At 50.6% G+C, this 26,311-nt stretch carries 27 protein-coding genes; 24 read left to right on the top strand and 3 right to left on the bottom strand.

The window, feature by feature from the left end:
* The first annotated feature begins 26 nt into the window (after positions 1-26).
* The 7 genes from ahrC (at position 27) to clpP (ending at position 7,414) form a co-directional block, all read left to right on the top strand.
* Complete coding sequence (gene ahrC, locus BLW29_RS05420; RefSeq protein WP_090976878.1) at positions 27-476, top strand: transcriptional regulator AhrC/ArgR; 450 nt, start codon at positions 27-29, stop codon at positions 474-476.
* A gap of 62 nt (positions 477-538) precedes the next feature.
* Complete coding sequence (recN, locus tag BLW29_RS05415) at positions 539-2,239, top strand: DNA repair protein RecN (protein WP_090976876.1); 1,701 nt, start codon at positions 539-541, stop codon at positions 2,237-2,239.
* Positions 2,240-2,362: 123 nt separating this feature from the next.
* The gene (gene spoIVB / locus BLW29_RS05410; protein WP_177186492.1) at positions 2,363-3,688 is read left to right on the top strand and encodes a SpoIVB peptidase; all 1,326 of its coding nucleotides are present in this window, start codon (positions 2,363-2,365) and stop codon (positions 3,686-3,688) included.
* A gap of 229 nt (positions 3,689-3,917) precedes the next feature.
* Complete coding sequence (gene spo0A / locus BLW29_RS05405) at positions 3,918-4,736, top strand: sporulation transcription factor Spo0A (protein ID WP_090976872.1); 819 nt, start codon at positions 3,918-3,920, stop codon at positions 4,734-4,736.
* Positions 4,737-4,862: 126 nt separating this feature from the next.
* Entirely contained in the window at positions 4,863-6,053 is a 1,191-nt protein-coding gene (locus BLW29_RS05400) for an MFS transporter (protein ID WP_371264672.1), read from the top strand.
* 83 nt (positions 6,054-6,136) lie between these two features.
* Entirely contained in the window at positions 6,137-6,814 is a 678-nt protein-coding gene (locus BLW29_RS05395) for an RNA polymerase sigma factor (RefSeq protein WP_090976867.1), read from the top strand.
* A gap of 27 nt (positions 6,815-6,841) precedes the next feature.
* On the top strand, positions 6,842-7,414 hold the full coding sequence (gene clpP, locus BLW29_RS05390; protein WP_090976865.1) for an ATP-dependent Clp endopeptidase proteolytic subunit ClpP: 573 nt from the start codon (positions 6,842-6,844) through the stop codon (positions 7,412-7,414).
* A gap of 70 nt (positions 7,415-7,484) precedes the next feature.
* Here the strand turns inward: clpP and BLW29_RS05385 are convergent, their stop codons facing one another.
* The gene (locus BLW29_RS05385; RefSeq protein WP_090976863.1) at positions 7,485-7,778 is read right to left on the bottom strand and encodes a DUF2627 domain-containing protein; all 294 of its coding nucleotides are present in this window, start codon (positions 7,776-7,778) and stop codon (positions 7,485-7,487) included.
* A gap of 163 nt (positions 7,779-7,941) precedes the next feature.
* Here BLW29_RS05385 and lpdA point away from each other — a divergent pair, with 163 nt between their 5' ends.
* From lpdA to BLW29_RS05355, 6 genes are all read left to right on the top strand, one after another.
* Positions 7,942-9,369, top strand: a complete 1,428-nt coding sequence (gene lpdA / locus BLW29_RS05380; protein WP_090976861.1) for a dihydrolipoyl dehydrogenase — start codon at positions 7,942-7,944, stop codon at positions 9,367-9,369.
* A gap of 146 nt (positions 9,370-9,515) precedes the next feature.
* Positions 9,516-10,547 (top strand): thiamine pyrophosphate-dependent dehydrogenase E1 component subunit alpha, encoded by a 1,032-nt coding sequence (locus BLW29_RS05375; RefSeq protein ID WP_090976860.1) that lies wholly within the window; start codon positions 9,516-9,518, stop codon positions 10,545-10,547.
* A 1-nt stretch (position 10,548) separates the two neighbouring features.
* A complete protein-coding gene (locus tag BLW29_RS05370) occupies positions 10,549-11,532 on the top strand; it encodes an alpha-ketoacid dehydrogenase subunit beta (protein ID WP_090976858.1) in 984 nt (327 codons plus the stop codon).
* Between the two features lie 39 nt (positions 11,533-11,571).
* Positions 11,572-12,957, top strand: a complete 1,386-nt coding sequence (locus BLW29_RS05365) for a dihydrolipoamide acetyltransferase family protein (RefSeq protein ID WP_177186491.1) — start codon at positions 11,572-11,574, stop codon at positions 12,955-12,957.
* 17 nt (positions 12,958-12,974) lie between these two features.
* The gene (lipB, locus tag BLW29_RS05360) at positions 12,975-13,697 is read left to right on the top strand and encodes a lipoyl(octanoyl) transferase LipB (RefSeq protein WP_090976854.1); all 723 of its coding nucleotides are present in this window, start codon (positions 12,975-12,977) and stop codon (positions 13,695-13,697) included.
* Between the two features lie 146 nt (positions 13,698-13,843).
* A complete protein-coding gene (locus BLW29_RS05355) occupies positions 13,844-14,977 on the top strand; it encodes a M20/M25/M40 family metallo-hydrolase (RefSeq protein ID WP_090976851.1) in 1,134 nt (377 codons plus the stop codon).
* A 91-nt stretch (positions 14,978-15,068) separates the two neighbouring features.
* Here BLW29_RS05355 and mciZ read toward each other — a convergent pair whose 3' ends face one another.
* A complete protein-coding gene (gene mciZ, locus BLW29_RS05350; RefSeq protein WP_090976849.1) occupies positions 15,069-15,227 on the bottom strand; it encodes a Z-ring formation inhibitor MciZ in 159 nt (52 codons plus the stop codon).
* Between the two features lie 101 nt (positions 15,228-15,328).
* Between mciZ and BLW29_RS05345 the strand changes: the two genes are divergently transcribed.
* The 4 genes from BLW29_RS05345 to BLW29_RS05330 all read left to right on the top strand — a co-directional run bounded on the left by BLW29_RS05345 (position 15,329) and on the right by BLW29_RS05330 (position 18,386).
* On the top strand, positions 15,329-15,886 hold the full coding sequence (locus BLW29_RS05345; protein WP_090976847.1) for an NUDIX domain-containing protein: 558 nt from the start codon (positions 15,329-15,331) through the stop codon (positions 15,884-15,886).
* 2 nt (positions 15,887-15,888) lie between these two features.
* A complete protein-coding gene (locus tag BLW29_RS05340) occupies positions 15,889-17,112 on the top strand; it encodes an endonuclease Q family protein (protein WP_256208351.1) in 1,224 nt (407 codons plus the stop codon).
* A 65-nt stretch (positions 17,113-17,177) separates the two neighbouring features.
* On the top strand, positions 17,178-17,822 hold the full coding sequence (spoIIM, locus tag BLW29_RS05335; RefSeq protein ID WP_090976845.1) for a stage II sporulation protein M: 645 nt from the start codon (positions 17,178-17,180) through the stop codon (positions 17,820-17,822).
* A gap of 99 nt (positions 17,823-17,921) precedes the next feature.
* Positions 17,922-18,386, top strand: coding sequence for a ferric iron uptake transcriptional regulator (locus BLW29_RS05330; RefSeq protein WP_090976842.1), 465 nt, complete (start codon positions 17,922-17,924; stop codon positions 18,384-18,386).
* 98 nt (positions 18,387-18,484) lie between these two features.
* Here BLW29_RS05330 and BLW29_RS05325 read toward each other — a convergent pair whose 3' ends face one another.
* Entirely contained in the window at positions 18,485-19,783 is a 1,299-nt protein-coding gene (locus BLW29_RS05325; RefSeq protein ID WP_177186490.1) for a S8 family peptidase, read from the bottom strand.
* A 208-nt stretch (positions 19,784-19,991) separates the two neighbouring features.
* Between BLW29_RS05325 and ald the strand changes: the two genes are divergently transcribed.
* The 7 genes from ald to BLW29_RS05290 all read left to right on the top strand — a co-directional run bounded on the left by ald (position 19,992) and on the right by BLW29_RS05290 (position 26,215).
* Entirely contained in the window at positions 19,992-21,134 is a 1,143-nt protein-coding gene (gene ald, locus BLW29_RS05320; protein WP_090977169.1) for an alanine dehydrogenase, read from the top strand.
* Between the two features lie 119 nt (positions 21,135-21,253).
* Positions 21,254-21,487 carry a DUF4227 family protein gene (locus BLW29_RS05315; protein ID WP_090976838.1) on the top strand — a complete coding sequence of 78 codons (234 nt, stop codon included), beginning with the start codon at positions 21,254-21,256 and terminating at the stop codon, positions 21,485-21,487.
* A gap of 100 nt (positions 21,488-21,587) precedes the next feature.
* Positions 21,588-22,496: a site-specific tyrosine recombinase XerD gene (gene xerD / locus BLW29_RS05310; protein WP_090977167.1), complete on the top strand. Its 909-nt coding sequence runs from the start codon at positions 21,588-21,590 to the stop codon at positions 22,494-22,496.
* A gap of 7 nt (positions 22,497-22,503) precedes the next feature.
* Complete coding sequence (locus BLW29_RS05305) at positions 22,504-23,679, top strand: phosphopentomutase (protein WP_090976836.1); 1,176 nt, start codon at positions 22,504-22,506, stop codon at positions 23,677-23,679.
* Between the two features lie 48 nt (positions 23,680-23,727).
* The gene (locus BLW29_RS05300) at positions 23,728-24,552 is read left to right on the top strand and encodes a purine-nucleoside phosphorylase (RefSeq protein ID WP_371264671.1); all 825 of its coding nucleotides are present in this window, start codon (positions 23,728-23,730) and stop codon (positions 24,550-24,552) included.
* Positions 24,553-24,664: 112 nt separating this feature from the next.
* A complete protein-coding gene (locus BLW29_RS05295) occupies positions 24,665-24,838 on the top strand; it encodes an aspartyl-phosphate phosphatase Spo0E family protein (protein WP_090976832.1) in 174 nt (57 codons plus the stop codon).
* A 48-nt stretch (positions 24,839-24,886) separates the two neighbouring features.
* Positions 24,887-26,215 (top strand): pyrimidine-nucleoside phosphorylase, encoded by a 1,329-nt coding sequence (locus BLW29_RS05290; RefSeq protein ID WP_090976831.1) that lies wholly within the window; start codon positions 24,887-24,889, stop codon positions 26,213-26,215.
* Positions 26,216-26,311 lie beyond the last annotated feature (96 nt).

The raw sequence follows: 26,311 nt of genomic DNA, 5'->3' as shown, positions 1-26,311 counted from the left end.
CAATCTTGTGACAACAGGAGGAAATTATGAAGAGTGTCCGTCAAATGAAAATACGCGAGTTAATCACAAGCCAAATCGTAGAGACGCAAGACGAGCTTGTCGATACATTACGTTTAGAAGGCTTACAGGTCACGCAAGCGACGATATCGAGGGATATTAAGGAAATGCAGCTGATCAAGGTTCCTATCGAGGATGGACGCTATAAATACTCACTGCCTCAGGAGACGAGATCCAATTCCATTCACAAGCTGAAGCGGACATTGTCCGATCACTTTCTTCATATCGATTACACGGATAATCTAGTCGTCATGAAGTGCTTGCCAGGTACGGCAAACGCGATTGGAGCGATGATTGACAATATGGAATGGCCTGAAGTAATGGGGACAATCTGCGGGGACGACACGATCCTGTTGATTTGCCGGACGAAACAACAGAGCGGGGAAATTGTAGAACGACTGCTTGGTCTGATGAATTAACATGAAGTAATTCATGCAGTATTTCCAGAAGGCGCGGAGAATCTTTAAGGAGGAGAGCAACTATGCTAAGCGAGCTGTCTATACGTAATTTGGCTGTTATTGAGAAGGTTTCGGTGAAATTCCATGATGGGTTTCACGTATTAACGGGTGAAACCGGAGCGGGGAAATCCATTCTAATTGATGCGCTGAGCCTTGTGGTAGGGGGAAGAGGCGCATCCGACATGGTCAGGTACGGCTGTGACAAGGCTGAAATCGAAGCCATGTTCGAGCTGCCGGCTTCGCATCCGGTTTGGTACACGCTGAAGACTTTCGGCATTCAAGCTTCGCCGGAAGAAGGACTCGTCATTAGACGGGAGCTCTCCTCTCAAGGCAAGAGCATCAGCCGCGTCAATGGACATATTGTAACCTTGTCGATGCTCCGTGAAACCGGAGAATGTTTAGTCAATATTCATGGTCAGCATGAACATCAGTCATTGCTTCGTACAGAGAAGCATTTGGAATGGCTGGATTTATATGCTGGCGGAGCAGTGGCTGAAACTTTGAATGCTTATCGAGCCGTTTACAGAGACTATGAGAAAGTCCGTATTCAACTTAAAGATCTGGAAGATACTTCGCGTCAGAATATGCAAATGCTGGACTTGTTCCGATTCCAAATCGAGGAGATCGCATCGGCTCGGCTCAAGGCAGGAGAAGATGAAGCATTGGCAGAAGAGAAGCAGAAGCTCATGTATGCGGTCAAACGCAGAGATTCGGCTTCCGAAGCGTACGCACTGCTGCACGGCAACAAAGGCTTGGATGCAATCAGTCGTGCGGTCAGCCGAGTATCCGACATTCGCGAGTATGATTCCGTCATTCTGGAACCGCTGCTCGAACAGCTGCAATCGGCCTTTTATCAGCTCGAGGATGCGGCATTCCAGCTTAGAGATTATCGTGATTCCGTTGAATCGGATCCGGAGCGGTTAACTTATATTGAAGATCGTCTAGACTTAATTCACAGCTTGAAACGGAAGTACGGGGAAACAATCCCTGATATTTTGTCCTATCTGAGCGGAATCAAATCGGAAGCCGACAAAATCGAGAATCGCGACGAGCATTTGGCGCGTTTGCAAGCAGAGCAATCCCGTTTGTTTGCTGAAGCTGTTGTTCTGGGTATTAACCTTTCGGAATACCGCAAGGAGGCCGCTGACAAGCTGTCAGGAGCGATCGAGAGTGAACTGCGTCAGCTCCAAATGGAACGCACCACCTTCCACGTTCAACTGCAGCAAAGTAAAGACGGAGAATCGTACAAGCTGCACGCAAACGGAATTGATGAAGCGGCATTCCTCATCGCACCGAACCCTGGTGAGCCGTTGAAGCCGATCAGCAAGATCGCCTCCGGCGGTGAAATGTCGCGTATCATGCTCGCACTTAAGACCATATTCGCTTCTATAGATGAAGTACCTGTACTTATATTCGACGAGGTCGACACAGGTGTCAGCGGCCGTGCTGCTCAAGCGATCGCCGAGAAGATGTCCAGATTGTCATCGCATTGTCAGGTATTCTCCATTACACATTTGCCTCAGGTTGCTTGTATGGCTGATCATCATTATGAGATCAAGAAAACGATCGTGTCCGAACGGACTTCAACCATGGTCACTGAGCTTAGCTCGCCGACACGAATTGAGGAACTTGCCCGAATGCTGGGTGGCGTGGAAGTAACGGAAAAGACCCGCCATCATGCACAAGAAATGCTTGACTTGGCAGATAGACAAAAGGGGGCGTAATGGAAGGCAATCAGGGAATGTTTTTGGCGACATAAAACTGTTGGGGCAGGGATACCTTAAAGGTACGCAAATGGCGAACCACCTTTCTCGTCAAGCGATTTTGCAACAGGGAGCGTGAAGTCATTGAATGCCAATCAGCGGAAGCGGTGGCTGGGTTTACTTCTCGTTATCATCGTTTGCATGCTTGGTCTATCCTCTCCAATTCAACATTTCGCCGCATTTCCGAACGAAGTTCGTTTGTTCTCCGGCCAGTTGAAGCAATTAGACTATGGTATGCCTGTACATGCTCAAGTTACCGTTGATCCGCAAATGCTGCAAGTCAACGGTTCATCTGACCGTTCACTGTCCATTAATTTGAACAAACCGCTCTCCATTCAGTCGTCGCACAGCGGAAAAACTACGATGAAATTGAAATTATTTGGAAAAATTCCGTTCAAGACTGTCAAAGTGAATGTTGTTCCTGATTTACGTGTCATTCCCGGTGGACAAACCATCGGCGTTAAAGTGAAATCAGCCGGTATTATGGTTGTTGGTCATCATCAAGTCACAGATGCTAAAGGCGCTCGGGTATCTCCCGGTGAGCAGGCTAATTTGCAACTTGGCGATCTTATTATCCGAATTAATGGCAAGTACATTAATGAGGTGCATAAAGTGGCTCAGATGGCAGAAGAAGCAGGCGGCGCTAAACAATCGCTGCAGCTCACAGTGAAACGAGGTACACGATTATTTGAAACGAAGCTTGCACCTGTATTTGACTCGGAGGACCGCGCTTGGCGGTTAGGACTGTACATTCGAGACTCAGCGGCAGGTGTTGGAACCTTAACCTTCTATGCGCCTGATCAAGGCGTTTACGGAGCTCTTGGACATGTGATTACTGATATGGATACTCAAACTCCGATTGAAGTTGGTGAAGGTCAGATTTTACAGTCCAATGTGACGTCCATCAACAAGAGCCAGAATGGCGAACCCGGAGAGAAAAGAGCACATTTCATTAAAGAAAGTAAAGTGCTTGGCAATATAGAGCGCAATACGTCGTTTGGCATCTTTGGCAAAATGAAGGAGCTGCCGTCGCACAGCTACAATCAGCAGTCACTTCCTGTAGCATTTGCGGAAGAAGTAAAGGAAGGTCCTGCTCAGCTTCTCACCGTAGTGAATGGTCAGAAAGTAGAGCGGTTTAATGTGGAAATCGTTCATGTCACCAAACAGCAATCCCCGGCAACCAAAGGTATGGTTATCAAAATTACGGACAAGCGTTTACTGGAACAAACAGGGGGTATCGTGCAGGGGATGAGCGGCAGTCCGATCATTCAAGACGGCAAGCTAATCGGCGCTGTTACTCATGTATTCGTTAATGATCCGACATCCGGTTATGGCTGTTTTATTGAATGGATGCTGCAAGATGCAGGTGTTCTTCTCAAACCAGCAAGCGTAAATCTTAAGGCGGCTTAGCCACCTTAAGATTTTTATTTTTTGTCGAATTATTGCGAATCCTGATAAATGTTGTAGTAAATTATCCATTATAAAACAGATCAAATTAATAATAAAGAAAAATATTATTCGACAGAAGGAATTTCATCCATCATGTCGAAAATGTTAGTTAGACAAGCAGGATCCACACAGAAGGCTTTTAAGCGTCAACTACAATAGAGTGAATTACTAGTCTAAGGAGGACTATACCTTGCAAAGAATTGAAGTATTGTTGGCTGATGACAATCGGGAATTTACGAATTTGTTGTCCGAGTATATTTCTGAACAAAACGATATGGTCGTTACCGGTGTCGCCTATAACGGCGAGGAAGTGCTTCGCTTATTGGAAGAAACGCGGGAAGTGCCGGACGTTCTGATTTTGGATATTATTATGCCGCATCTTGATGGACTTGGCGTATTGGAAAGGCTTCGTGAAATGAATTTGCCTCAAATGCCGAAGATCATCATGCTAACTGCATTTGGTCAAGAGAACATTACTCAAAAGGCTGTACAACTGGGCGCATCCTACTACATATTGAAGCCATTTGACATGGAAATACTCGCGAACCGCATTCGCCAGTTGGTTGGTAACCCAACTGTTATTTCATCTTCTTATTCGTCTTCAGCTTCTTCATCTATTTTGAATAAATCCAATGTTGTACCGATTGCCAAAGGCAAGAATTTGGATGCAAACATTACGAGCATCATTCATGAAATCGGAGTGCCTGCTCATATTAAAGGGTATCAATATTTGCGTGAAGCCATCACGATGGTGTACAACAATATTGAAATTCTAGGCGCGATTACAAAGACGCTTTATCCCGCGATTGCCGAGAAGTTTAAGACGACGCCTTCGCGTGTTGAGCGTGCTATCCGTCATGCGATTGAAGTGGCATGGACGCGCGGCAATATTGACAGCATCAGTCACCTCTTCGGTTATACTATCAATATCAGTAAATCAAAGCCGACAAACAGCGAGTTTATCGCGATGGTAGCCGACAAGCTGCGGATCGAGCATAAGGTTTCCTGAGAGCACCCGAAATGATGGTAAAGATGATGAATACATGATAAGCGCCACTTTCGTGCAAGCTGCGAATGTGGCGTTTTTCTTGGCCAGAATTAAACATGTCAGAGAAGTACATTCAGGAGGATTGTTTTGTCACCAATAGAATTAACTGCAGCTCCTTCACGGAAGCGACTATTTATTCTGCTCTCAGTCACACTCGTCTCAGGTTTTAATCAAGGATTGATTCTGCCGCTGTTGTCCATCTTATTGGATCGGCAGGGGGTATCGTCGGATGTAAACGGGATAAATTCCATGGCTCTATACATCGGTACCTTCAGTACGATGTTCTTTATCGAGAAACCGATCCGCAGCATGGGCTATAAGAAAGGCATTATTATCGGTATCATTCTCGCAGCAATTGGAACGCTGTTATTTCCCTTTCTTACATCCATTTGGGTATGGTTTGTACTTCGCATTATAGTCGGCGTTGGCGACAGTGCCCTTCATTATTGCACGCAGCTCTGGATCGTGAGCAGCAGTCCCGCAGAGAGCAGAGGCCGATATATTTCGCTCTACGGCATGGCTTACGGAATCGGGTTTAGCTTAGGGCCCACCGGAATCAATTTATTGCCGATGGGAGACTGGGTTCCATTCTGTTTAAATACGGCTCTATTCGCACTCATTCTTCTGTTTGTCAGAACGCTGCATCCGGAATATCCGGAACATTCGGAGAAGCTTGCATCGGCCACTTCGAATCGATATGCCAGGGTGTACCGCATTGCCTGGTTTGCGCTTCTGCCGGCTATTCTGTATGGATTAATGGAAGCAACGATGAATAGTAATTTCCCGTTGTACGGACTGCGCATTCATCTAAGTCAAGCATCTATCTCGCTGCTGCTGCCGGCTCTAGGCGTAGGAAGCTTGCTGCTCATGTTCCCGCTTGGGATGCTTAGCGACCGAATCGGACGAAAGCCGGTTCTGATGGGTTGTGCAGCCATTGCTGGTTTGCTGTTTCTGGCTGTTCCGCTGGCAGGAGACAATGTATTCGTATTATTCGTACTGCTGGCGATGATTGGCGGATTTATCGGTTCATTCTTCTCGCTTGGCCTTGCCTACGCGGCAGACTTGCTGCCTCGCGAATTGCTGCCGTCCGCGAATGTAACGGCATCTATTCACTTCAGCATCGGCAGCTTGCTCGGTCCCGGCATCAGCGGTTTCGGCATACAATATGTATCAACGAATAGTATGTTTATCATGCTCGGCGGTGCGTTTACTTTGTTTGCACTCATCGGACTTTTCACTCGAGAGGCGCGGCATCGTCAATTGCAATCTGATCTATAATTATTTATAAACAGCGCGTATCTTTTTGACGCTCTCATTCGTTTACGTCATGAATCTACGCTAACAGATGAGGAGGTGCCACGATGACAATCCAACCAACTGTCGATGAAATGCGGGTTACGCTTTACCGCTACTGCCTTTCGCTCACGCGTTCTACATGGGATGCAGACGATTTGGTTCAGGAAACCTGTTTACGAGCGCTGCCGGTCATGAACGGCGCGCTTGAACATCCGAATCCGACTGCTTATTTGCTGCGCATTGCGAAGAATATATCAGTCGATCAAGCACGGCGAATGAAACGCTCCAGACGTGTTCTGGAACAGCAGGAAGCGGTGCTCGACCGTTTGTTCGGGGAATCGCATGAGCTTGAATATGCGCTGCGGCTGCTGATTTATCATTTATCGCCGTTGCAGCGGACAGTGTTTCTTCTCAAAGAGGTATTCGGTTATAAAGGCCATGATGTAGCTGCTAAGCTGACCATGTCCGAAGGAGCGGTGAAAGCTGCGCTTCACAGAGCGAGAGCAGCTATTGCAAAGCTCAAAGAGCATTCGGATCTTGCGCAAATCTCAAACCTGGCGGAGCGTAAAGTGGAGGACAGCCAGTTATATGCCTATGTTCATGCCGTTCGCGCAGGCGATGCCCAGGCGTTAGTGCTGCTCGCTAACGTGGAGGAGCAGCTTATGGATCCGGTACAGGCAATTGGTCAGCTTCACGCGTCACAAGGCAACCGCTCATCCGTTAGCATGATGTATGCAGCCTAACGGCAGCGAATGAGGAGGTTTCCGGCTATGAGTTTAGTGCCTTATATTGTGGAATCCACGAATCGAGGCGAGCGCAGCTATGATATTTATTCCAGGCTGCTCAAAGACCGCATCGTCATGGTAAGCGGAGAAATTGAAGATCAAATGGCCAATGCGATTGTGGCCCAGCTGCTCTTCCTCGCTGCGGATGATCCGGATAAAGACATTCAGCTGTACATTAACAGTCCTGGCGGCTCGGTAACGGCGGGATTCTCGATCTTCGATACGATGCAATTTATTAAACCGGAGGTTTCGACGATTTGTACAGGGTTTGCGGCGAGCTTCGGTGCAATTCTGTTAGCCGGGGGAGCCAAAGGGAAACGATACGTTCTTCCCAACAGTGAAGTGATGATTCATCAGCCGCTGGGCGGTGCAAGAGGGCAGGCTTCCGACATTCAAATTCACGCCAGTTGGATCTTGAAGACGCGAGAGAAAATCAATGCATTGCTTGCGCTGCACACGGGACAGTCGAAAGAACAGATCGAACGAGATTCCGACAGAGACTGCTTCATGAGCGCTGAGGATGCGGTGGCGTACGGGATTGTAGATAAGATTCTATAACAGGAAAGGGCGAGCATCTCCATCACTGGAGGGCTCGCCCTTGCTACTTTATGATGCAGTTTGACTTCAATTAAACGCCCGGCCGAGGCGGACGAGGCCGCTTCTCACGAAAGCGGGACGAGACATAATTGCGTTTGCGGTCGCGGAAGAAGGTCCAGCCTCCGATAAACCCGACTCCAAGCAGGAACAGGACCATGCCAAGAATAAAGGTCCACCATTCAAAATTATGGACAGCGGCATCGTCGCCGAAGGATGAGAAATAATGAAAGATTGCATCCTTCATAAGAAGAAATCCATAAGTTGCGGCGATTCCCGGAATAACGAGCAATAAAACGGCAATTAAACGAATAGTAACTTGCTTCATGCGAATAAATCCTCCTGTACAGAAACAACGACAATAATGCTTTAATCATACCTTTTTCAAGGGAGGCTGTCCATTTCATCCCTTGTGGCAGTTTCAAGGAGCTTTGAAAAAAGGTACAATAGTCATATGTAACGGCTTTTAGATCTGGAGAGGAGCATCACCTATGACGATTCAATGCGATTTGGCCATAATCGGCGGTGGCATTGCAGGATATACAGCAGCGATCCGAGCAGCGCAAGCAGGGAAGAAAGTGATCGTGGTGGAGCGAGAGAAGCTGGGAGGAACCTGTTTACATAAAGGTTGTATTCCAAGTAAAGCGCTGCTTCGTAGTGCAGAAGTGTACGCTACGATGCGTAAGGCTGATACATATGGCATTCTTGTGACTGAGGGAGCCATCTCGCTGGATTTCCCTAAAGTACAACAGCGCAAAGAAAACACTGTTGAAGGACTGTACAAAGGGCTTCAATATCTGATGCGCAAGCATAACATCACCGTCATGCAGGGCAGCGGCAGAGTAATCGGTCCTTCCATCTTCTCGCCGAAGAGCGGAAGTGTAGCGGTGGAACTCCCGGATGGTGAAATGGAAACGATCGTTCCGACGAATCTGATTATCGCAACGGGCTCACGTCCGCGTTCGCTGCCGGGTCTGGAACCGAAACAAGGCGAGATCATGTCAAGCGATGAAGCATTGACGATGGACGAGCTTCCGCAATCCATCTTGATCGTGGGAGGCGGCGTCATTGGTGTGGAGTGGGCATCGATGCTCATCGACTTCGGAGTCGAGGTGACATTGATCGAAGCGGCATCCCGGCTGCTGCCAGGTGAAGATGTTGAAGCATCTGCAGAGCTTACGAAGCAGCTGCGCCGCAGAGGCGTACGTATATTGACAGGTATTCAACTGAAACTTGATACGTATACCTATAAGGACGGACAAGCCTCCATCACAGCAGATACAGCAGATGGCCCGGTAATCCTGAATGCAGAGCGGCTGCTTGTTTCCGTTGGTCGTCAAGCGAACGTAGAGGAGATCGGACTCGAAAATACAGACGTCCGCGTGGAGAAAGGCGTTATCCGCGTCAACGGGTTTTTTCAAACGAATGAACCTCATATTTATGCGATCGGCGATGTGAACGGCGGCTTGCAGCTGGCTCATGCGGCAGCCCATGAAGCTATTGTGGCTGTAGACCATATGCTTGGCGGCAAGGAGCTAGCGCCGGATCACTCCCGCGTGCCAAGAGCGATCTATTCCAAGCCGGAGCTGGCTTCCATCGGACTGACGGAAGACGAAGCACGCAAACAAGGGCATGATATCAAAGTCGGCAAAGTTCCGTTCCAAGCCATTGGCAAGGCGCATGTACTGGGTGAGACAGATGGATTCGCGAAAGTCATTGCAGATGCCAAAACCAATGACGTACTAGGCGTACATCTTATCGGACCTCATGCAACAGATTTATTGTCTGAAGCGTCGCTTGCTATGCTGCTTAATGCGACCCCTTGGGAAGTGGGCCAGGTCATTCATCCGCATCCAACGCTATCCGAAGTGCTGGGCGAAGCCATGCTGGCAGTTAATGGTAATTCATTGGCATTTTAGGTCGGAGCTGCATCTTTATATAGTAAGCAACAACGCTTTTGGCAGCAGTGGATGGAGCATTTCTTTTTCGGTAAAAGTCGGTTATAATGGGTATAGGCAAGTCTTAGTACCTGGTTATAATAGCAGCTAAAAGGAGGGCATCCCTCATGACACAATCCGAATCTGCCGTGCAGCAAACCAAACATGCCGCACTAGGGCTAACGGACGATCAAGCCATTGAAATGTACACGCTAATGACAACCGCTCGTCGGTATGATGAGCGCTGTCTGCTGCTTCAACGGGCAGGCAAAATCAAATTCCACGTATCCGGTATCGGTCAAGAAGCCGCACAGGTAGGCGCAGCTTTTGCACTCGATCGGAATCAAGATTACTATTTGCCTTATTATCGCGACTACGCATTTGTGCTTGCAGTAGGTATGACTTTGCGCGAGCTTATGCTTTCCCTATTCTCCAAAGCGGCAGATCCTAACAGCGGCGGTCGCCAAATGCCGGGACACTTCGGTTCGAAGCGTCTGCGCATCGTGACGGGCTCAAGCCCTGTTACAACGCAAGTCCCTCATGCAGTCGGTTTTGCACTGGCAGCCAAGATGAAGAAGCAAGATTTCGTATCTTTCGTTACCTTTGGAGACGGCTCCAGTAATCAAGGAGATTTCCACGAGGGTGCCAACTTTGCCGGAGTGCATAAGCTGCCGGTTATTTTCATGTGCGAGAACAATCAATATGCGATTTCGGTGCCGATTCATAAACAAATAGGCGGAAAAATCGCTGACCGTGCCCTTGGATACGGTTTCCCTGGTTATAGCGTAGACGGCAACGACCCGCTTGAAGTGTACCGTGTCGTTAAAGAAGCACGTGAACGTGCGGCTAACGGCGAAGGTCCAACTCTGGTAGAGGCCGTTATGTATCGCTTATCCCCGCATTCCACATCGGATGAGGATCTTGCTTACCGGACAAAGGAAGAAGTCGATTCGCATCGCGACAAAGACGGCTTGCCGAAGTTCAAGCAGTATTTGATCGACAGCGGAATATGGGATGAAGAGCGCGACGCGGCCTTAATGCAGCAGATTAAAGCGGCTCTGGATGATGCGACCTCCTATGGAGATCAATCAGCCTTCCCGGAACCTGAAGATATATTGAAACATGTATACGCCGAAGATCATGGCGAAGGAGGACGCTAACATGCCGAAAATGGACTATATTGATGCGATCCGCTTGGCCATGAAAGAAGAAATGGAACGCGACGAGGATGTGTTCGTGCTCGGCGAGGATGTTGGCCACAAAGGCGGCGTGTTCACGACGACGAAAGGGCTGATCGGCCAGTTCGGCGAAGAGCGCGTACTGGATACGCCGCTTGCGGAATCCGCCATTGTCGGCGCTGCTATTGGTGCGGCTATGTATGGCATGAAGCCTATTGCCGAGATGCAATATTCGGACTTTATGTTCCCGGCTACGAATCAAATTATTAGCGAAGCGGCCAAGATCCGTTATCGCTCCAATAATGACTGGACATGCCCGCTTGTCATCCGTGCGCCAATCGGCGGCGGTATCTTCGGCGGCTTGTATCACTCTCAATGTCCGGAGTCGGTGTTCTTCGGAACACCGGGTCTTAAGATTGTAGCGCCTTACACGGCGTACGATGCGAAAGGTCTTCTGAAAGCAGCTGTTCGCGATCCGGACCCGGTTATCTATTTTGAAAATAAGAAATGCTATAAGCTAGTAAACGGTGATGTTCCGGAAGGCGATTATATCGTGCCGATCGGAGAGTCCAACGTCCTTCGCGAAGGCGACGACATTACGGTCATTAGCTACAGTCTTCCGCTTCACTTCGTGCTCGAAGCAGCAGAGGAGCTTGCAGAAGAAGGCGTCTCCACTCATGTACTCGACTTGCGTACACTCCAGCCGCTTGATAAAGAAGGCGTTCTGGAAGCTGCCCGTCGTACTGGTAAAGTGCTCATTATTCATGAAGATAATAAATTCGGCGGCATTGGCGCAGAAGTATCAGCTATCATTGCAGAAGAAATGCTGTATGAGCTGGATGCTCCGATTATGCGTTTATGCGGGCCGGACGTTCCGGCAATGCCGATTAATCCACCGGGCGAGAAATTCTTTATGTTGAATAAAGATAAAGTGAAAGAAGCGATGAAGAAACTGGCGTTATTCTAGAATCGAAGTCGCTTCGCAAAACATTTAGGAGTGGTCGGAATGAAGAAATTGACGGAAGTCGTCATGCCACAGCTCGCAGAATCGCTTGTCTCCGCAACGATCGACAAATGGCTCAAGCAGCCTGGCGATTCAATCGAGATGTATGAGCCGATCTGTGAAATTCTTACGGACAAAGTAAATGCAGAACTACCCGCGACCATTCAAGGGACGCTGATTCGAATATTAGTCGGTGCAGGCGAAACCGTACCTGTGGGCACGCCACTTTGCCTGATCGAGGTTCATGAAGAGGGAGCGGGTACTGCTGCCCCAACTGCTACACCTAACGGAGGCAGCGTAAGTACCCCCGCAGCTCCTGCCCGAAACAACGATCGTGCCGCTGTTCGTGCTCAAGGCGCGGCGGCTGAAGCCGGAGCCGATGGCAATGATCATATGCGCTACCGTTACTCGCCTGCGGTTCAATCTCTTGCGGCTGAACATAACGTGAACCTGTCTGCGATTGAAGGAACAGGGCTTGGAGGACGGATCACACGCAAAGATGTGCTTGCTTTCGTGGAGTCTGGACGCGGTGCCAGAGCGACTGGAATGGCAGCCGGAATTGTAGGCAGTACCCAACAAACACCGCAGCCGAATAAGAGCGGCGGAGAGCAGGTTCGTTCTTCGGGACTTCATTTGTCCGAAACGCCGCGCATTCCCGGTGTTGAAGTGCAAGGGCAGCAAGTGCCGGGCAGAAGCGAATATTTTATCGATGTTACGCCTGTTCGTAATGCCATTGCCCGTAACATGCGCCAGAGCGTCACGGAAATTCCGCATGCTTGGATGATGATGGAAGTGGATGTGACCAACCTCGTCTCCCTGCGCAACAAGTTGAAGGATGACTTCAAGAAACGCGAAGGCGTGAACCTTACTTATCTCGCATTCTGGGTGAAAGCCGTCGTTAACGCGATCAAAGACTTCCCGATCATGAATTCGGTTTGGGCCGTTGACAAAATCATCGTGAAGCGCGATATTCATATCGGCCTTGCGGTGGGTACGGAAGATGCGGTTAAAGTACCTGTCATTAAGAATGCCGATCAGAAGAATATCGCCGGCCTCGCTCGGGAAATCGAAGATCTGGCTCGCAAAACGCGTGAAGGCAAGCTAACGCTTGCAGATATGGAAGGCGGAACGTTCACCGTTAATAATACGGGGTCGTTCGGATCGATCTTGTCCTACCCGATCATTAACTATCCGCAAGCCGCAATCGTAACCTGCGAATCCATCGTGAAACGTCCTGTCGTCATTAACGATATGATTGCCGTTCGTTCGATGGCGAATATTTGTTTGTCGTTGGATCACCGGATTCTGGACGGCGTCATTTGTGGACGGTTCTTACAGCGGGTGAAAGAAAATTTGGAAAGCTTCAATTTAGAAACGAAGCTGTATTGAAACGGGGCTTACATGTTATGACAACGAACGTGAAAGCGATCGATGTTCACTATACGCCCATGCTCGGCTATGCCGAAGCATGGGATTTACAGAAGGCATACGTCAAACAAATCGACAAGGAGGAGCGACGCGAAACGCTGCTCCTTCTTCAGCATCCGCCGACCTATACGATCGGCTCGCAGCGTCATCCCGAGCATTTGCTCTATTCGGAAGAAGAATTGGCTGCTCGCGGCATCGGCGTGTTTCAAATTGACCGCGGCGGGGATATTACGTATCATGGGCCGGGGCAACTTGTTGGTTACCCGCTGCTTTATCTGGATGGAGCAGGGCTTGATTTGCACGGTTACTTGCGACAGCTGGAGCAGGCAATCATGGACTGGCTCGCCGGTTATGGAATTGAAACGAATCGGAAGTCGGAATATACCGGTGTTTGGGTAGGCGATGCGAAGATCGCGGCAATCGGCGTGAAGTTTAACAAAGCAAGGACTCGCCGCGGTTTCGTGACGAGCCATGGGTTTGCGCTGAATATTAAAGCAGGCATTGCGCAGGATGGATTTCGAGGCATCATTCCTTGCGGCATTCAGGAATATGCGGTTACTTCCTTCGCTGATGTAACAGGCATTAACCTAAGTGTGGAACAAGCGGCAAGAGAACTGCTGCCGCATTTCTGCAAACAATTTGGTTGTGAAGTAGAAGAAGAAAACGGACTATTCGAAGATCCAGCCGATGCTAATCAGTAAAGTAGAGATCAGCATTGAAGCGATGAGCAGCCAGATGAATATTTTCATCAATCGGTTGGGACGCACGCGAGCATGCTCCTTTCGTATGGGGAATGTACAAGTCTAAGTCTATTGTAAACGAAATCAATGAACGGAGGAAAGCCGCGATGATTAATAACGAGCGAATAATTGATGAATTTATGGCGCTTGTCCAGGTAGACAGCGAAACGAAATATGAACGTGAAATTTGTGATGTACTTACAGGAAAACTGAAAGAGCTTGGCTTCTCTGTTGAAGAAGACGATGCGGCAAGCATCACCGGTCACGGAGCAGGCAATTTGTTCGCGATGCTTGAAGCAAACGGCAGTGAGCAGGCACCGACGATTTTCTTTACCTCCCACATGGATACGGTAGTGCCGGGCAAAGGCATTAAACCGCGCCTTGATGCAGACGGCTACATAAGAAGTGATGGAACGACGATTCTCGGAGCGGATGATAAGGCGGGACTTGCCGCGATGTTCGAAGCGATTCGTGTCATTAAGGAACAGAATCTTCCTCATGGTCCTATTCAGCTTGTCATTACGGTTGGAGAAGAGAGCGGACTTGTAGGAGCGGCTGCAATCGACAGCAAGAGGCTCAAAGCGAAGTTCGGCTATGCGCTGGATTCCAATGGTCCGATTGGCGATATTGCCGTTGCTGCGCCGTCACAAGCGAAGATCACGATCAAGATTCACGGTAAATCGGCACATGCCGGCGTTAATCCGGAGGATGGCATCAGCGCGATCCAAGTGGCGGGTAAAGCGATTTCGCGCATGTCCCTTGGTAGAATCGATCACGAAACCACGGCGAACATCGGACGTTTCGAAGGCGGCGGCGCAACGAATATCGTCTGTGATTTCGTGAAGCTGGACGCGGAAGCGCGCAGCATCGTGCAGGATAAGCTCGACAAGCAGGTTGAAGCGATGCGTGAAACCGTTCTGGCGGTAGCGAGCGAGTTCGGCGCGAAAGCGGAGTTTGAGAGCAAACTGATCTATCCGGCATTTAACTTTACGGACGGAGACCCGGTCGTGGAGCTTGCGAAGGCTGCAATTGTGAAGATCGGCAGAACGCCGAAGCTGTTTCACTCCGGCGGCGGAAGCGATGCGAATATATTCAACGGACATGGCGTGCCGACTGTGAATCTTGCAATCGGGTATGAGCATATCCATACGACCAATGAGCAAATTAAGGCAGAAGATTTAGTGAAAACGGCTGAGCTGGTCGTTTCGATTATCGAACAGGCTGCGGAGCTGAAGGAATAAGCTTTGCCTATATGAATAAGGGTTGCCGGCTGTAGAGTAATCTACGGCGGCAACCCTTTCTATTGTTAGTGAGCGTGTATTTGCCCTTATCTTATTGAGACGATTGCAAATATTCACCGAGCGTCCGTCCGGATTTGCCGTCCGATGGGCTTGTCTTCGTGCTCGCTTTGGCTAACAGCTTCAGCTGGTGACGGATTTCCCAAGCTTTGCCGACAAGTTTCATGGAGCTTTTACCCGTGTATTGTTTCATGAATGATCTCCCCTTTTGCTATACTGATAGATAGATATGAGAGAGTCATAGAACATATGCCAACTGATTTGCCGAATTGCCATTAAAGGAGCCGATGACAAATGTTAGAGAAAACCGATCAATTCCGCGAGAGAACAATCAAGACGGAACCGATTTTCGATGGGAAAATCATTTCGCTGCAGGTGGATACGATAGAGCTGCCTGACGGTAAAACGGCCACGCGCGAAATTGTCAGACATCCCGGTGCAGCGGCCGTTCTGGCGCTAATCGATGATAAAATGCTCGTCGTCGAGCAATATCGCAAGCCAATGGAGAAGTTCCAAATCGAGATTCCGGCGGGCAAGCTGGATGCCGGTGAAGATCCGATGGCAGCTGCAGCGCGGGAGCTGGAAGAGGAAACGGGGTATCGCGCAGGCAAGCTTCGCCCACTGAGCGCGTTCTATACTTCGCCGGGATTTGCCGATGAGAAGCTGTACGTGTATCTCGCAGAGGACCTTGTCAAAGGCGAAAGCGCGCCGGATGAGGATGAGTTTCTGGCGGTTGAAGCGATTACGTTCGAGCAGGCCCAGCAGTATATGAAAGAAGAGCGGATCAGCGATGCGAAGACGATTCTAGCCGTCTATGCATGGCATATCTACAGGCTTACAGGAGAGATTTAGAGGTGACCACTGTGAAAGCGGCCGGACAAGAAGGGAAGCTGAGCCGCGTATTTGCCGATCTTCATCTGCATATCGGGCGGACGGAGCAGGGAGAGCCGGTTAAGATTAGCGGTAGTAAAGATCTAACCTTCCGTAACATCGCCTATGAGGCGGCGGTTCGCAAAGGCATCGGACTGCTCGGCGTGATCGACTGCCACTCTCCCGGCGTTCAGCGTGATATCGAGTCCTTGCTGGACTCCGGAGAAATGACCCAAATTAGCGGTGGAGGCATTCGCTACCGGGATACGACCATTCTCCTTGGATCCGAAATCGAGGTTCGCGATGCCGGCTTCGGCACGGCTCATCATTTGATCTATCTGCCGGACTTTGCAGAAATGCAATCATTCACGAAGTGGATGTCCCGTTCGATGCGCAATGTGCAGCTCAGCTCCCAGCGGTTATATGTGCCATCCCGAGAGCTGCAAGCAGAAGTGAAGGGACGAGGAGGGCTGTTCATTCCTGCGCATATTTTCACGCCTCACAAGAGCTTATTCGGCAGCTGCTCCGATCAGCTTCAAGATACACTCGATCCGTTGCTTGTAGACGCCGTTGAGCTGGGATTAAGCTCAGACAGCGAGATGGCGGGACTTATTCCCGAGCTCGATACACTCCCGTTCCTGACGAATTCAGATGCACATTCCTTATCCAAGATCGGCCGCGAATATAATGAATTGCATCTTCAAGAGCCGTCCTTTCAGGAGCTGAAGCTTGCGCTCGAAGGCGCTGAAGGGCGGGCAATCAAGGCGAATTACGGGCTAAATCCCGTCCTCGGCAAATACCATCGCACGTATTGTATGAACTGCGGTTCCCTCGCCGAGGATACGCAGGATGCGCAGCGATGCTTGCAATGCGGCAGCCTGAAGCAAGTACGAGGTGTATGGGACCGGATCATGGAGCTTGGGGCAAAGGCGGGTCGAAGCGAACCGCATGTTCCCCAGTCTCGTCCTCGCTATATCTATCAAGTGCCGCTCGAATTTATCCCGGGCATCGGTCCGAAGACATTGTCCAAGCTGCTGGATCAGTTTGCTACGGAAATGAACATTCTTCATGATGCACCCATAGAGGCAATTGCTGTTATCGCAGGCGAATCGGCGGCAGCGATTATCGCGGAAGCACGCAATGGCTCATTGAAGCTGCAAGCGGGCGGTGGAGGGAATTACGGCAAAGTCGCAAACCGTAAGCAATAAGGGGACCGTCATAGCGGCGGAGGCTTGGACATACACTGAACCATCTGGGTTTAGGGGGATATGCCATGCGATCATCCGTGCTTCAGCCGAATATGAAGGACCAGCTGACGCTTTATGTGTTCGTGTCTGTTTTATTTGTCGTAGGGGTCGTGTTCGGCGCTCTGCTCGTAAATGCGTTGACCTTGGATCAACAGCAGAATTTAGCCGGGGATGTGCAGCAATTCATCCATCATATCCAAGAAGGCGTCTTACAGAGCGGCAATGACTCGTTCTGGGATCGGGCATGGTTCCATGCCAAGTGGATGATACTCATCTGGGTGCTGGGACTCACCGTCGTAGGGATGCCGCTTGTACTGGCGCTTGATTTTCTGAAAGGCGTGTTGGTTGGTTTTGCGATAGGAACGCTGGTGAGGCAGTTTGCGTGGAAAGGTCTGATCTTCTCGCTGGCATCCGTCGCACCGCCGAACTTGCTGGCAGTTCCTGCCTTTCTCATCCTGAGTGTGTCAGCCATTTCATTCGGTCTCTACGTGGTGAAGAACCGCCTCTTAGGTCGTTTCGGAACGTTAAGCCAGCCCTTGGTTACGTTTACGTCGAGCGCTGCCATGATGCTGCTGATCATTCTTGGAGCCGCGGCGATAGAGTGTTATGTCACGCCGATGCTGCTGAAATGGGCCGCTCCGCTAATCGTCGGCGTTAGCGCTGGATTGTAATGATTCTAAAAAGAATTGACTTTGTTCGTAATGTACACCTATAATAAAAGCAAACCGATTCCGTGATGATGGCACAAGTCAGGTATGAGGGGGGAAGCCATGGAATCCCGGATTGATAAGATTAAGCAACAGCTGCAGTCGCAGGGGTACAAGCTGACCCCACAGCGAGAAGCTACAGTTCGTGTGCTTCTGGAGAACGAAGAGGATCATCTTAGCGCGGAAGACGTGTTCATGCTCGTTAAGGACATCGCGCCTGAGATAGGATTAGCAACCGTATATCGGACATTGGAGCTGCTGAGCGAGCTGCATGTTGTGGAGAAGATGAATTTTGGGGATGGCGTTGCTCGTTACGATTTGCGGGCAGACAACAACAAACATCATCATCATCACCTTATCTGCGTGCAATGCGGCACCATGAGTGAAATATTGGAAGATTGGCTGGGGCCGCTCGAAGAGCGACTTGAGCGGGAATATGGGTTTACGGTTCTGGACCATCGCCTTGATTTTCAAGGCATATGCGTCAATTGCAAAGCGAAGAACGATGCGCTAAAGGTCGAAAACTAAACACTCCCTTCTGCAGTGTTCTCAGCACTCATGCTGAGCAACACTGTCAAAGGGAGTTTTTTGTGCGCGTTTCTATGATTACTTGATATCCGGACCTATTAGGATCTCTTCCTTCTGGACTTATGACCGGATTTGGATTTGCGAGCTGCCGCTTCAGTCGATTGATCGGTGGAGGAACTAGCAGCTGCTCCTGCGAGCTGCATAATCCCATACCCTTGCGCTTTATAGGAGTAGTTCGAGATTCGTTTCGCTGAAGCGCGCAGCCGCTTCGTGATCGTCGAAGGTCCAATAGAGGGATCAAGTGATTTCAGCAGCGCAACGCCGCCTGCCACGTGCGGGCTGGACATGCTCGTGCCGGATAACACTTGATAACCGCCGCCCAGTGATGTTGATTTAATATAGCTGCCCGGTGCGGTGACATCGATGCCGTAACCGCGGCTGCTATAATTGGCGACCTTCCCATTGCGTGTAGAAGCAGCAACTGCGAGTGCCGATGAATACCGGGCAGGCTGATCAATGCGGCCAGTGCTTGTTCCGCTGTTTCCCGCTGAGGCAACGACAATAATGCCGTTTTGTCTTGCCCGCTGTACGGCTTCCTTCAGCGCGCTGCTCGTTTCGCCTTCCAGTCCGAGGCTCATATTGATGATGGGAATCTTCTTGCTGATGCACCAGTCGATTCCTTTAATAATGTCGGACACATAGCCGGCGCCGCTGGCATCCAGAGCTTTGACGGCGTACAGCCTCGCACGTGGCGCTACGCCCTGAATGATCCCGTTCGCACCGATTGCCGCCGCGATGCCTGCTACATGCGTACCATGGCCATTGTCGTCTTTGTAGGAAGACCCGCCCATCGTATTGACGCCGCCGTAGATGCGGAGGTCGGAATGTTTGGCAATGCCTGTATCGATAATGGCGATTCCTGCGCCTTTGCCTTTCGTGGATGACCATACCTTATTCGCTTCAATTTGCGAGAGATTCCAGCCTAAATTGCTTGAGGACGTATCCGAGTGCAGCTTTGCTTTCCTTGCGGCATGCGTTCGCGAGTTAGTTCTCGTTCTCGTGGAGAGAGAAGCTTTGGCGCTAATGCGGACCTTCGAGTTCTTCAGCCTGGGCTTCGTCTCGAAACCATGTGCATGGAGCTTGAAATCGGGTTCGACGTAGCTGACATTCGGATGTTCGGCTAGCGATTGCAGCTGCTGGGTACGGCGGCTGTCGACGTGACAGCAAATGACGCGGTTGCGGCGAATGCTCTTCACCGGTCGTATGCCGTATTTGGCAAGCTCCTTAAGACATTGCGTATACTGCGATTGCGATTTAAATCCGATTAACTTACGCGTAGTATGGCCTGATGATCTGCCTTTTGAGCAGCTGAGCAGCAGCCGTTCAACATTTGGCAAAAGATGCTCCTCCTTTAACGATAGACTGAACTCCCAATCGGTGCAGGAACCAATACTCCAGTGTATGGAGACATTCGTACAAGGGCATGGGTAGATGCTGATACACGGGTACATATTTTCCGTTCCGCGAGAGAAAGTATCAGGGAGGACTGTCAACCCGTCCTCTGCCTGCATATGAAGAATCAAGGAGACGGAGAGGGAGATGCATATGATTATCGGCGTGCCGAAAGAAATCAAAGCAAGCGAGTATCGAGTTGCGCTTACCCCAGCAGGAGCGGGAATGCTGAAGGCTGCCGGACACGAGGTCGTGGTCGAAAGCGGTGCCGGTGAAGGAAGCAGCTTTACAGATGAAGCTTATGTAGCAGAAGGGGCCGCCATCTTGCCGACAGCAAAGGAAGTATGGGCAAAGGCCGGAATGATTATGAAAGTGAAGGAGCCGCTGCCGGAGGAATTCGGTTATTTCCGCGAAGGACTGCTGCTGTTCACCTACTTGCATTTAGCCGCAGCACCGGATCTGACGAAAGCGCTCATTGAAAAGGATGTTTCGGGGGTTGCTTATGAAACGATTCAGATGCCGAACGGCAGCTTGCCGCTGCTCACGCCGATGAGCGAGGTAGCAGGGAGGATGGCCGTACAAGTTGGGTCGCAATTCCTGGAAGCCTTCTACGGAGGCCGCGGCATATTGCTGGGCGGCGTACCGGGTGTTCCTCCTGCGGAAGTCATCATTCTTGGCGGCGGTATCGTGGGTACGAATGCTGCTCGGATTGCCCTTGGAATGGGAGCAAGCGTCGTGATCTTGGAGCGTAGCGCGGATCGGATGCGATATATCGATGAGGTGTTTGAAGGCCGCATTCGCACCTTAATGTCGAACCCCTACAATATTGCGAGCGCAGTGAAGAAGGCAGACCTCTTGATTGGAGCCGTTCTGATTCCAGGTGCCAGAGCACCTCATTTGGTCACCGAAGAAATGGTCAAGACGATGAAGAAAGGTGCCGTCATCGTGGATGTTGCCGTTGACCAAGGGGGAACGATTGCGACAATTGACCGTGTAACGACACATAAAGATCCTGTCTACGAGAAACATGGTGTTCTCCATTATGCGGTTGCCAATATGCCCGGAGCCGTTCCACGGACCTCTACACTAGCACTTACGAACGTAACTATGCCTTATGCGCTGGAGCTTGCCAGTAAGGGCTTAGAGGAAGCAGTGCGAGCTAACGAGCCGCTTCGTAAAGGTGTGAACACGTACAAAGGCCGCGTTACTCATCCACAAGTAGCCGAGGCTGTGAATATGCCGTATATCAGCATGAGTCAATTGCTCGAAAGCGTGCCTTTCGATAAACTAAGCTAGCTAGGCGCCTATGCATGATTCATCGTCCCGGCTCATAAGGTGTTGTAAAGGACAACCATTTGCCCGTATATAGAGGGAAAGGCTGCCCATTCTTCGTCTTAGGAAAAGGGGTTTTCGCGATGGTCGTGTCGGTTCGAAGGTGGCTGAGACGGATAATTTTTATGCTGCTGCTCTGTTTCCTCACAATTACGATGTATGGCGGCTGCAGGTTTATCGCCGTTTGGATAACGCCTGAGGACCCCTACCGCGTACCGCAGGGCCAGGCGTTGAAGGTGTTTAACGAGGAACCGTTTCAGGTGGATGCAAGCAGCATTTATGACAAGCTTCGGTTATTTTACTGGTATGGCGAATAGGATGCAGGTGATTTGGCTTCCTTTGGCAGGAGATTAAGCGGCTTTGTGGAATATAGCAGGGATACCTGTTGAAGCTGTTTATCCGGGAAAGGAACGACCCATGAGAGTGCATCTGCGAACATTTATTCAGTATTTACAGGAAGGGCGGAGGCTGTCTGCCAATACATTGTCATCCTATGAACGGGATTTGTCCTTATTTCTGGATTATGCGGAGAGTCAGGGCATCTCGGTTGTGGACGGCATACAGAAACACCACCTCTCTCTCTACATGCTTCAGCTGAAGCAGCAGGGACGGGCGGTTGCGACTGTTTCCAGACATATGGTCTCGATACGTGCTTTTTTTCACTATTTAATTATGCAGCGGCACATGCTGAGCGATCCGTCGATCCATTTGGAAATGCCGAAGCAAGAGAAACGGCTGCCCAAAATCGTCACGATCACGGATGTGGAGAGGCTGCTCGCCGCGCCGGATCCCGAAACGAATGCCGGCATTCGCGATCTTGCCATGCTGGAGGTACTCTATGCAACGGGGATCCGCGTATCTGAACTTATCTCTTTAGATGTTGAGCATATTAACCTGTCCATGGGCTTCATTCGTTGCATCGGTTCGGCAACCAAGGAGCGGATCATTCCGCTTGGCAGCGTGGCGACAGATGCTCTCACCCATTATCTGGAACAGGTGCGCGCGAAGCTGCTCAAGAATAATGAAACCGCTTTGTTTGTCAATCAACAAGGGGCCAGAATGACCCGGCAAGGCTTCTGGAAAATCCTGAAGAAATACGCTGCAGAAGCGGGCATCGAAGGCGAAATGACGCCGCATACGCTGCGGCATTCCTTCGCCGCTCATCTGCTGGAGAACGGCGCAGATTTACGTGCCGTGCAAGAAATGCTCGGCCATGCCGATATTACCACAACCCAGGTGTACGTGCAGGTGACCAAGCCGCGCATTAAAGAGGTGTACAACCTGGCACATCCGCGGGCTAGAAGTAAACAAACGAATTCGGAGTGATCACGCTATGAAGTTTGACCGTATTACAGTTATCGTGCTCGACAGCGTCGGGATCGGTGAGCTTCCGGATGCGCCGGCATTCGGCGATGCAGGCTCCCATACGCTGGGTCACATTTTGCAAGAGGTGCCGGCGCTTCAGATGCCCCATCTTCGCAGCTGGGGACTGGATCGAATCGCTCCCCTTGGCAGCTGGAAGACGGAAGCAGACGCATTAGCCTACTATGGCAAAATGGCCGAGGTTTCCGTGGGCAAAGATACGATGACCGGCCACTGGGAAATCGCAGGCTTGAAGGTGACCGTGCCATTCCGGACGTTCCCGGACGGTTTCCCTGATGATCTGCTGAGCGAGTTTGAGGCTCGTACAGGCCGCGGCGTGCTTGGCAACAAGTCGGCCAGCGGCACGGATATTATGGACGAGCTGGGCGAAGAGCAGCTGAACACTGGCAAATGGATCGTCTATACGAGTGCGGACAGCGTCTTCCAAATAGCAGCGAACGAAGACATTATTCCACTGGAGGAGCTGTACCGTGCCTGCGAAATCGCACGTGAACTCACGCTGGACGAGCGGTACGCCGTTGGGCGTGTGATTGCAAGGCCTTTCGTGGGCAAGCCGGGTTCCTTCAAACGAACGACGAATCGGCATGATTACGCGGTGAAGCCGCCGGCGCCTACCGTACTGAATGCGCTGAAGGACGGCGGATTCGACGTCATAGCCGTTGGCAAGATCGATGATATATTCGTCAGCGAAGGCATTACGGAGGCCCTTCATACGAAGAGCAACGAGGATGGCGTCAATAAGACGATCGCCGCGCTCGATAAGCCGTTCAAAGGCATGCTCTTCACGAATCTGGTCGATTTCGATTCGCTTTATGGCCATCGTCGCGACCCGCAAGGATACGCCGGTGCGCTTGAAGCGTTCGACCGCAGTGTGCCGGAGTTAACGAAGCGGCTTGGGGAGAGGGATTTGCTCATCGTGACCGCGGATCATGGCAACGATCCGACCTATTCCGGTACCGACCATACGAGAGAGTATGTGCCCTTGTTGGTATTCGGTCCGGCATTGAAGACGCCGGGTTCGCTTGGCATTCGTTCCACCTTCGCTGACATCGCAGCCACCATTGCCGACAATTTCGATGTGACGCGTCCTGATCATGGTGTGTCATTTTTGAATGAGCTTAACTAGAATACGCAACGACTGCAAGTCGACTACAACTATAGGAGGTTCATCAACGTGAACACACTCAATGCATCCCATATTCAAGAAGCGGCAGCCTACATTAACGCCAAAATTTCCATTAAACCTGAGGTTGGCCTTATCATGGGCTCAGGTCTTGGAATCCTGGGCGATTATATCGAAGAGGCTGTCGTGATTCCTTATCATGAAATCCCACATTTTCCGATCTCAACCGTAGAAGGACATGCAGGCGAGCTGATGATCGGGAAGCTTTGCAGTCGTCCGGTTGTCCTCATGCGTGGACGTTTCCACCTGTATGAAGGCTATGGTCCTGATCTGACCGCTTTCCCCGTACGCGTAATGAAAGCAATCGGCGCTTCGAAGCTTGTGGTTACGAATGCCGCAGGCGGCGTTAACACGACCTTCAATCCGGGCGATCTCATGCTTATCAGCGATCACATTAACTTCCAAGGACACAACCCGTTGGTGGGACCTAATGACAAGGAGCTCGGCGTTCGTTTCCCGGATATGTCGCAGCCTTACAGCAAACGTTTGCGCGAGCTGGCTAGAGATGTGGCCTTGGATCAAGGGTTCTCTCTGCAAGAAGGCGTGTATATTGCGGTGCTTGGACCCTCTTACGAGACGCCTGCAGAAATTCGCATGATGCGTATATTAGGAGCAGATGCTGTCGGCATGTCGACGGTATCCGAGGTTATTGCCGCAAGTCATTCCGGCATTGAAGTGCTCGGCATTTCCTGTATCAGCAACATGGCTTCGGGTATTTTGGATCAGCCGCTGTCGCATGATGAAGTCATGGAAACGACGGAACGTGTAAAATCCAGGTTTCTCGGCCTAGTAAACGGCATTATTCCACTGATGTAGGCTGTAACAAAAATGTAACAATGGCCTCGACTGATTATGACATTCTTTGTCCGCTTGTCGTCGTATAATGTCCGTGACAGATAGTACACAATAAAGCGGGGAATTGATTTCCATGGACAATCACAGTTATCAACGATTGGAACGACTGCGAGGACAATTGGTGGCGGCTGCAATGCGGAAGGAAACGTTTCTTCACCGTGATGTGATTCAGCTCAGCCAAACGCTTGACCAACTAATTGTCAAAGTGCAGGCAGAGAAATGTAAATCGTCGAGTGCCCAAAGATGAACCTAAGCAAGTAACGTACATGGTTAATACATAAGGAGGCTCATCCGCTTGCGAGCAGTCGATATTATTCAAAAAAAACGAAATGGCGGAGTGCTGTCTAAGGACGAGCTGTCATTTCTTATACAAGGCTATAGCCAAGGCGACATCCCGGATTATCAGCTTTCCGCCTGGGCTATGGCTGTTTTTTTTCGCGGTATGAACGCGGAAGAAACGGCTAACTTGACGATGGCTATGGCAGAATCGGGCGATCAAGTCGATCTGACTCCGATTCACGGCATTAAAGTAGATAAACACAGCACTGGCGGTGTTGGTGACAAAACAAGTCTGATCGTCGGCCCCCTTGTTGCATCATGCGGTGTTCCGGTAGCCAAGATGTCAGGTCGCGGACTTGGGCACACAGGCGGTACGATCGACAAAATGGAAGCGATGGCAGGGTTCCGCACGGAGCTGACGAGCGAGGAATTTATCGCGCAGATGAACGATATCGGTCTTGCGATTGTCGGTCAGAGCGGGAATATGACGCCTGCTGACAAGAAGCTCTATGCGCTGCGCGACGTAACGGCAACCGTCGAGTCCATACCGCTAATTGCGAGCTCGGTCATGAGCAAGAAGATCGCAGCCGGTGCGGATGCAATCGTGCTTGATGTAAAAACAGGCAGCGGCGCTTTCATGAAGACGCTGGAGGATTCCGAAGAATTAGCCAAAGCGATGGTTGCGATCGGAACCGAGGTCGGCAGAAAGACGGCGGCATTGATCAGCGATATGGATCAGCCGCTTGGTTATGCGATCGGCAATGCGCTTGAAGTACAGGAGGCCATTGATACGCTGCACGGCAGAGGGCCAGAGGATTTGACTGCCCTATGTTTGGCGCTCAGCTCTCATATGGTTGTACTCGGCGGACAAGCGAGCAATCTGGCGGAGGCGGAGTCGATGCTGCGGGATCGCCTGTCTTCCGGAGCAGCTCTGGAGAAGTTTAAGGTCTTCGTGGCCGCACAGGGCGGTAATCCGCAGGTGGCTGAAGATCGGTCATTGCTGCCGCAGGCACCGATTGTGCTTGAAGTGCCCGCTGAGCAGGATGGATATGTGTTGGCCATTCAAGCAGAAGAACTTGGACTTGCTGCGATGCTGCTTGGTGCAGGTCGTGCCACGAAAGAATCGGTCATCGATTATGCAGTGGGCGTCGTGATGCAGCGTAAAGTCGGCGATAAGGTGAAGCAAGGCGATGCGCTTGCACTGCTTCACGTACGTGAGGATAACGCTTCTGTCCGTGAGGTCGTCAAACGTGTACAGCAAGCGTACACGTTCAGCAGCGAGCAGGTAGCACCATCGCCGCTTCTGCTGTCCGTAGTGACAGAGCAGGGCGTACAGCGGTTGTAATGAGGAGCAAGTCGGAATACTAGAGCGGCTATTCGGGATTTTATCCTGAATAGCCGCTTTTTTGCATGATCATTTTGATTTTCACGCTATGAAATG

Origin of the sequence: Paenibacillus sp. CF384 (assembly GCF_900106745.1) — a bacterium.
Taxonomy (GTDB): domain Bacteria; phylum Bacillota; class Bacilli; order Paenibacillales; family Paenibacillaceae; genus Paenibacillus_Z.
This window is presented reverse-complemented; position numbering and strand designations above follow the sequence as displayed.

What these genes read in the sequence shown, in the direction of transcription:
- ahrC (WP_090976878.1), top strand. Translation starts at nt 27, where the DNA reads ATGAAGAGTGTCCGTCAAATGAAAATACGCGAGTTAATCACAAGCCAA.
- recN (WP_090976876.1), top strand. Translation starts at nt 539, where the DNA reads ATGCTAAGCGAGCTGTCTATACGTAATTTGGCTGTTATTGAGAAGGTT.
- BLW29_RS05395 (WP_090976867.1), top strand. Translation starts at nt 6,137, where the DNA reads ATGACAATCCAACCAACTGTCGATGAAATGCGGGTTACGCTTTACCGC.
- clpP (WP_090976865.1), top strand. Translation starts at nt 6,842, where the DNA reads ATGAGTTTAGTGCCTTATATTGTGGAATCCACGAATCGAGGCGAGCGC.
- BLW29_RS05385 (WP_090976863.1), bottom strand. Translation starts at nt 7,778, where the DNA reads ATGAAGCAAGTTACTATTCGTTTAATTGCCGTTTTATTGCTCGTTATT.
- lpdA (WP_090976861.1), top strand. Translation starts at nt 7,942, where the DNA reads ATGACGATTCAATGCGATTTGGCCATAATCGGCGGTGGCATTGCAGGA.
- BLW29_RS05375 (WP_090976860.1), top strand. Translation starts at nt 9,516, where the DNA reads ATGACACAATCCGAATCTGCCGTGCAGCAAACCAAACATGCCGCACTA.
- BLW29_RS05370 (WP_090976858.1), top strand. Translation starts at nt 10,549, where the DNA reads ATGCCGAAAATGGACTATATTGATGCGATCCGCTTGGCCATGAAAGAA.
- BLW29_RS05365 (WP_177186491.1), top strand. Translation starts at nt 11,572, where the DNA reads ATGAAGAAATTGACGGAAGTCGTCATGCCACAGCTCGCAGAATCGCTT.
- lipB (WP_090976854.1), top strand. Translation starts at nt 12,975, where the DNA reads ATGACAACGAACGTGAAAGCGATCGATGTTCACTATACGCCCATGCTC.
- BLW29_RS05355 (WP_090976851.1), top strand. Translation starts at nt 13,844, where the DNA reads ATGATTAATAACGAGCGAATAATTGATGAATTTATGGCGCTTGTCCAG.
- mciZ (WP_090976849.1), bottom strand. Translation starts at nt 15,227, where the DNA reads ATGAAACAATACACGGGTAAAAGCTCCATGAAACTTGTCGGCAAAGCT.
- BLW29_RS05345 (WP_090976847.1), top strand. Translation starts at nt 15,329, where the DNA reads ATGTTAGAGAAAACCGATCAATTCCGCGAGAGAACAATCAAGACGGAA.
- spoIIM (WP_090976845.1), top strand. Translation starts at nt 17,178, where the DNA reads ATGCGATCATCCGTGCTTCAGCCGAATATGAAGGACCAGCTGACGCTT.
- BLW29_RS05330 (WP_090976842.1), top strand. Translation starts at nt 17,922, where the DNA reads ATGGAATCCCGGATTGATAAGATTAAGCAACAGCTGCAGTCGCAGGGG.
- ald (WP_090977169.1), top strand. Translation starts at nt 19,992, where the DNA reads ATGATTATCGGCGTGCCGAAAGAAATCAAAGCAAGCGAGTATCGAGTT.
- BLW29_RS05315 (WP_090976838.1), top strand. Translation starts at nt 21,254, where the DNA reads ATGGTCGTGTCGGTTCGAAGGTGGCTGAGACGGATAATTTTTATGCTG.
- xerD (WP_090977167.1), top strand. Translation starts at nt 21,588, where the DNA reads ATGAGAGTGCATCTGCGAACATTTATTCAGTATTTACAGGAAGGGCGG.
- BLW29_RS05305 (WP_090976836.1), top strand. Translation starts at nt 22,504, where the DNA reads ATGAAGTTTGACCGTATTACAGTTATCGTGCTCGACAGCGTCGGGATC.
- BLW29_RS05295 (WP_090976832.1), top strand. Translation starts at nt 24,665, where the DNA reads ATGGACAATCACAGTTATCAACGATTGGAACGACTGCGAGGACAATTG.